At 60.2% G+C, this 5,795-nt stretch carries 4 protein-coding genes and 1 pseudogene; all 5 read left to right on the top strand.

Features of this window, described 5'->3' with window-relative positions:
• Positions 1-52: 52 nt before the first annotated feature.
• Positions 53-469: a DoxX family protein gene (locus tag P0D89_RS50505; protein ID WP_408379279.1), complete on the top strand. Its 417-nt coding sequence runs from the start codon at positions 53-55 to the stop codon at positions 467-469.
• 31 nt (positions 470-500) lie between these two features.
• Entirely contained in the window at positions 501-1,130 is a 630-nt protein-coding gene (wrbA, locus tag P0D89_RS50500) for an NAD(P)H:quinone oxidoreductase (protein WP_408379276.1), read from the top strand.
• Positions 1,131-1,284: 154 nt separating this feature from the next.
• Positions 1,285-1,455, top strand: coding sequence for a hypothetical protein (locus tag P0D89_RS50495; RefSeq protein WP_408379274.1), 171 nt, complete (start codon positions 1,285-1,287; stop codon positions 1,453-1,455).
• A 215-nt stretch (positions 1,456-1,670) separates the two neighbouring features.
• Positions 1,671-2,453 (top strand): annotated as a pseudogene (locus P0D89_RS50490) (serine/threonine protein kinase); the annotation flags it as partial.
• Positions 2,454-2,459: 6 nt separating this feature from the next.
• Positions 2,460-5,795: ATP-binding protein (locus tag P0D89_RS50485; protein WP_408379282.1), on the top strand; the 3,336-nt coding region annotated here is incomplete at its 3' end.

Here is a 5,795-nt window from a genome sequence, read left to right as displayed (position 1 = left end):
ACCGCTACGGAGTGCCCGCAGCGAAAGAAGTAGTCCATCATCGGAGGTCATCATGAACATCATTGAGCGTTATGCGCCGCTGGCCGCTAGGCTGCTTGTCGCGCACATTTTTATGTTGGGCGCACTCATGAACGTGTGGGCCTTTGACGGGACGGTCGCTTTCATGAACAGCCTCGGCATCCCGGCGGCGCACCTGCTGCTGTCTCTGAGCCTGCCGTTCGAGTTTATTGCAGGGCTCATGATCGCGGTCGGGTGGAAAGCGCGGTGGGCTTCCTTGGCACTTTTGGCGTGGCTGATCATCGTAACCCCGATCTTTCACAGGTTCTGGAACATCAGTCCCGCCGAGGTGCAGAACCAGATGTATCACTTCATGAAGAACCTTTACCTAATGGGAGCGCTGCTGTTTATCGTAGCATTTGGGTCCGGGCCGATCAGCCTGGCGCACGAGCTAAAGTCATATCCGGCGTAAGCGTACTTCGCCGAGACAACTGGTGAAAGAAATGACAACCAATATTCAGATCATCTTTTACAGCATGTACGGTCACGTGTATCAACTGGCCGAAGCGATCGCCTCAGGCGCGCGCGAGGTAACCGGCGCAGAAGTGTCCGTTTTTCAAGTGCCCGAACTCGTCCCTGAAGCAGTGTTGGAGAAAAGCGGCGCAAAATCGGCGCGAACTCAGTTTTCACACGTTGCCATCGCCGACGTCGAGCACTTGGCGAAAGCCGATGCAATCATCTTCGGTACGCCAACGCGTTTCGGGAACATGTGCGCACAGATGCGAAACTTCCTGGACCAGACCGGCGGTTTGTGGGCCCGGGGAGCGCTGATTGCAAAATTAGGCAGCGTATTCACCAGTACAGCGAGTCAGCATGGTGGACAGGAGACTACCCTCACGTCATTCCATACCACTCTGTTGCATCACGGTATGCTGGTCGTCGGTGCGCCTTACTCTTGCCCGGAATTAGGCAACATGGCCGAAATCTCTGGCGGAACGCCTTACGGTGCCTCGACGGTCGCCAAACTGGACGGCTCGCGGCAGCCAAGTGAGAACGAACTCGCGATCGCCCGGTTCCAGGGCAAACATGTTGCAACGATCGCCTCGCGCCTGACCGCCGCACCTGCACGTTAGTTAGTGATCCGCTTGAAAAAGCTTTGCGCGATGTCGTAGCCCAAGATGCGCCAGGAGCAGAAATAACGTTTCGGTATCCCCGGCACAAACGTTTGTTACGGTTGTTCCACTCAAGGCTTTGTCAGGTTGAGAAGGCGGCCGAGCGATTGCATGGGTGAAGAAGATCACCGCTGCGCTGCTCCCGGTTTCTGGTGTCGATCATCAGTTGCACGGTACGCTGGTATTCTTTGCTTCAACCTGGCCCTGTGCGATGTCGAAGAAATGTTGCCTGAGCGAGGCGTCAGAGTTACGTATGAGACGAATCGGCATTGTGGTCTCGCGGTGAGGCGTGCGGGAAGTGTCGGAAAGACTGAAGGGAGGAAACCGTCGAGCGGCCCCAATGCGGCCGGAACTGTAGCGTTGTGGGGATTGGAGTATTCGCGCGGACTGGGGATGACGGTGAGGCAGGGCGAACCGGGCGGTGTGCGCACTGCCACGCGTGGTATTTGTGAGGGCTCGGACGAGTAGACTAGTTATCAAATCGCTGGGATCCTACGCTGCATGCAACAGCGAAAATCGCACGTGCAAGGGTCGGGGCCGGTCCCAGCGGACAAAGGAGGGGGCATGGTCATCGCAAACTGTCGGATCCTCGAACGGATCTGCACGACAGCGGGCTCCGACCTCTACCGTGCCCGCCGCTTGACGGATCAGATGCCGGTGCTGCTGAAGCTCCTTCCTGAACACGCCGGCGCGGTCCAATCCGCTCGTTTCAAAGGCGAATACCAGCTTCTTCAAACGTTGACAGCCGCAGGCATTGCCAAACCGCTTACCCTGACCGATGATCGCGGACGCCTGGTGTCGATTCTGGAATACGGCCCAGGCGAATCACTCGAGACCGTTTTGTGCCACGGCCCGCGCCCGGACCTGCCTCGCTGCCTGACTATCGCGCATCACCTGGCCGATGCATTGGCGGGCGTCCATACCGCCCACGTCATCCATCGGGATCTGCGGCCGGCCAATATTCTGGTCGCACCGGAAACCGGCGATGTTCTGCTGGTGGATTTCAGCCTCGCGACGACTCAGGAGCACACCGTCTCGCCAGAGGACGTTGGCGTATCGGTGGGCGAGTGGGCGTACATGTCCCCCGAGCAAACCGGCCGCATGAATCGTCCAGTCGATTACCGGACCGATTGCTATTCGATGGGTGTGCTGCTCTATCGCATGCTCACCGGTCAACTGCCGTTCCAGGCGAGCGATCCGTTGGAATGGACGCATTGCCATATCGCCCGCATGCCACCGCCGCCGCGCGACATCGCGCCCGCGGTGCCGGAGCCGGTGTCGGACATCGTGATGAAACTGCTCGCCAAACTACCGGAGGATCGTTACCAGAGCATGCGTGGAGTGCAATCCGATCTAGACCGGTGTCTGGCGCAATGGCGCGCCTGCGGCCGGATCGAGCCGTTCCGCCTCGGCACGGACGATCTATCGGATCGCATCCAGATACCACACAGACTGTATGGGCGCGATCAGGAATCAAATACGCTCCTCGGTGTATTCGAACTCATGGCGTCCACCGGCCGGGCGGCGCTTGCGACCGTATCCGGGTACTCGGGGATCGGCAAGTCGGCGCTGGTCGACGCCTTGCGCAAGCCGATTGTCGCGAAACGCGGCGCCTTCATTTCCGGCAAGTTCGACCAGTACCAGCGAGACATTCCCTATGCGACCCTTACGCAGGCGTTTGGCGAGCTGGTGCAGCAACTGCTCGCCGAAAGTGCCGCACGCCTCGCTGGCTGGCGGCAACAACTACAGGCTGCGGTCGGGGTCAATGGCCAGCTCATTCTCGATGTGTTGCCCAAAGTCGAGTTGATCATCGGCAGGCAAGCTCCGGTACCGGCGCTGCCGCCGACGGAGGCTCAAAACCGGTTCCGCCTGGTCTTCCGGCAATTCGTGACAGTATTCACGAGCAAGGCACACCCGCTAGTCCTCTTCCTGGACGACCTGCAGTGGATCGACGCAGCCAGCCTGGCGCTCGTCGAGCACTTGCTCACCCACCCGGATACCCGTTATCTGCTGCTGATCGGCGCCTATCGCGACAACGAAGTGAGCGGGACGCATCCGCTGATGAAGAGCCTCGCTGCGATCCGTCACAGTGGCACGCCGGTGGTCGACATCCGGCTCGCGCCGTTGTCCGCCGCGCATCTGAACCAGTTGGTGGCCGACACGCTGCATGCGCCACCGGCATCCTGCGAGCCACTCACACAGCTCATTTGCGAACGCACCGAGAGCAACCCGTTTTTCTTTATTCAGTTCCTGGATGCGCTACATAAGGAGGGGTTGCTACGGCGTGATGCACAGATCCAGGCATGGCGCTGGAACCTTGAGCAGATCAAGGCGAAAGACTTTGCCGACAACGTCGTCGATCTGATGTTGAGCAAGTTGCGGCAACTGCCGATCCCGGCACAGGAGGCGCTGCAGTTAGCCGCCTGCCTCGGCAACAGGTTCGACCTGCGGATGCTCGCGCTGGTCAGCGGCCAGGCCGAGGTTGAGCAACAGCTTGCGCCTGCGGTGCGCGAACATCTGATCTTGCGCACCCGCGGCAGCGGTAAGTTCCTGCACGACCGGATCCAGCAAGCAGCTTATTCACTGATTCCCGAAGGACGCCGCAGTGAAGTCCACCTGCGCATCGGCCGCGTGCTGCTCTCGAGCATGACGGCCGACCAGCTCGCCGAGCATCTGTTCGATGTGGCGAACCAGTTCAACCGGGGCGCCGCACTGATCACGGCACCGGAGGAGCGCGAGCGTGTCGCTGAGCTTAATCTCTCCGCCGGCATGCGCGCCAAGGCAGCCACGGCTTACGCATCGGCACTGGCCTACTTCACTGCCGGCCACGCCCTGGCGGCAGAGGATGGTACGAACCGGCACGATGCGCTTGCGTTCTCGCTCGGCTTTCAGCGTGCCGAATGCGAATTCCTCACCGGCGACCTGACGACGGCGGAACAACGACTGTCGATGCTTTCACACCGCGCCGCGAACCTCATCGATAAGGCCGCCGTCGCGTGTCTGCGCATGGCGCTTTATATGAACGCGGGACAGGCCGACCGTGCCGTTGAAGTGAGCCTCGAATATCTTCGTGCCGTTGGCGTCACATGGTCGGCACACCCGCGCAAGGAGGAGGTGCAACAGGAATACGAGCGATTGTGGCAACGGATGGGTAACCGCACGATCGAGCAGCTTCTCGATTTGCCTTCGATGACCGATCCCGTCTGCCGTGCCACCCTGGACGTGCTAACTGCCTTCCAGCCGCCAGCCCATGCCACCGACATGAACCTGTATTGTCTCATCGCCGGCCGCATGGCGAATATGAGTCTCGAGCATGGCAACAGCGACGGATCGGGATTCGCCTATGTCATGCTCGGCATGACCCTCGGGCCGCAATTTGGTGATTACCGGGCCGGGTTCCGGTTCGGCAAGCTCGGCGTCGAACTCGTCGAGAAGCACGGGTTGGATCGCTTCAACTCCCGCGTCTACATGTGCTTTGGCGCCTTCATCGTTCCCTGGACGAAGCACATACGGTCAGGTCGCGCCTTGCTCCGGCTCGCCTTTGACACGGCTAACCAGACCGGCGACTTGACGTGTGCAGGCTATTGCGGCAACAACCTGATCACCAATCTTCTAGGTGCCGGAGATCCCCTCGGCGATGTGCAACGGGAAGCTGAAAGTGGCTTCGAGTTCGCACACAAAATGCAGTTCGAATTCGTCGCCGACGTCATGACTACGCAACTCAGGCTGATCAAAGCACTCCGCGGCCTGACTCCCGATTTTGGCTCCTTCAACGATGCTGCATTCGACGAAGACCGGTTCGAGCAGCATCTGGGCGCAGATCCGGGGCTGGCACTCGTCACTTGCTGGTATTGGATTCGCAAGTTGCAAGCGCGTTGCCTCGCAGGTGACTACGCTTGCGCGATCGCGGCGGCATCGAATGCCGAGCGGTTGCTGTGGACGACGCCATTCTGCTTCGAGGTGGCGGAATATCATTACTATGACGCACTGGCGCGCGCAGCGCACTGCGATTCGGTATCGGCTGACGAACGAGCCAGGCATCTGGAGGCACTGTCCGTTCACCATAAACAGCTCGAGACGTGGGCGAACAATTGCCCCGAGAATTTCGCAGACCGCGCCGCGCTGATAGCCGCGGAGATTGGCCGCCTCGAAGCTCGTGACTCCGACGCCATGCGGCTGTACGAACAGGCCATTCGATCGGCACGCGAGCATGACTTAGTCCAGAACGAGGCAATCGCTTATGAACGCGCATCGGCGTTCTACCGGACACGCGGGTTCGAGACATTTGCCGACACATATATGCGAAAGGCGCGTGACTGCTTTGCGCGCTGGGGCGCCGACGGCAAGGTCAGGCAGATCGACGAGCATGCGCCGCAACCGCGCGAAGCGTCGGCGCCACCGTCCACTTTTTGTTCGCCCGGCAACGTGGCGCAACTGGATCTGCTGTCAGTCACCAAGGCCTCTCAGGCCATCTCGAGCCAGATCGTGCTCGATGATTTGGTCGACACGCTGATGCGCATCCTGCTCGAAAATGCGGGCGCGCAGACTGGCTATCTGCTGCTCGCGCGCAACGAGAGTCTCGTCCTCACGGCCGAAGCACGTGTCGAGCAGCAGACGATTCACATA

This window comes from Paraburkholderia sp. RL18-085-BIA-A (assembly GCF_046027075.1).
Taxonomy (GTDB): domain Bacteria; phylum Pseudomonadota; class Gammaproteobacteria; order Burkholderiales; family Burkholderiaceae; genus Paraburkholderia.
The sequence above is the reverse complement of the archived record's forward strand: the minus strand, read 5'-3'. Positions and strand labels throughout refer to the sequence as shown.

Excerpts from the sequence above, each read along its gene's own strand:
- wrbA (WP_408379276.1), top strand. The coding sequence starts at position 501 with ATGACAACCAATATTCAGATCATCTTTTACAGCATGTACGGTCACGTG.
- P0D89_RS50505 (WP_408379279.1), top strand. The coding sequence starts at position 53 with ATGAACATCATTGAGCGTTATGCGCCGCTGGCCGCTAGGCTGCTTGTC.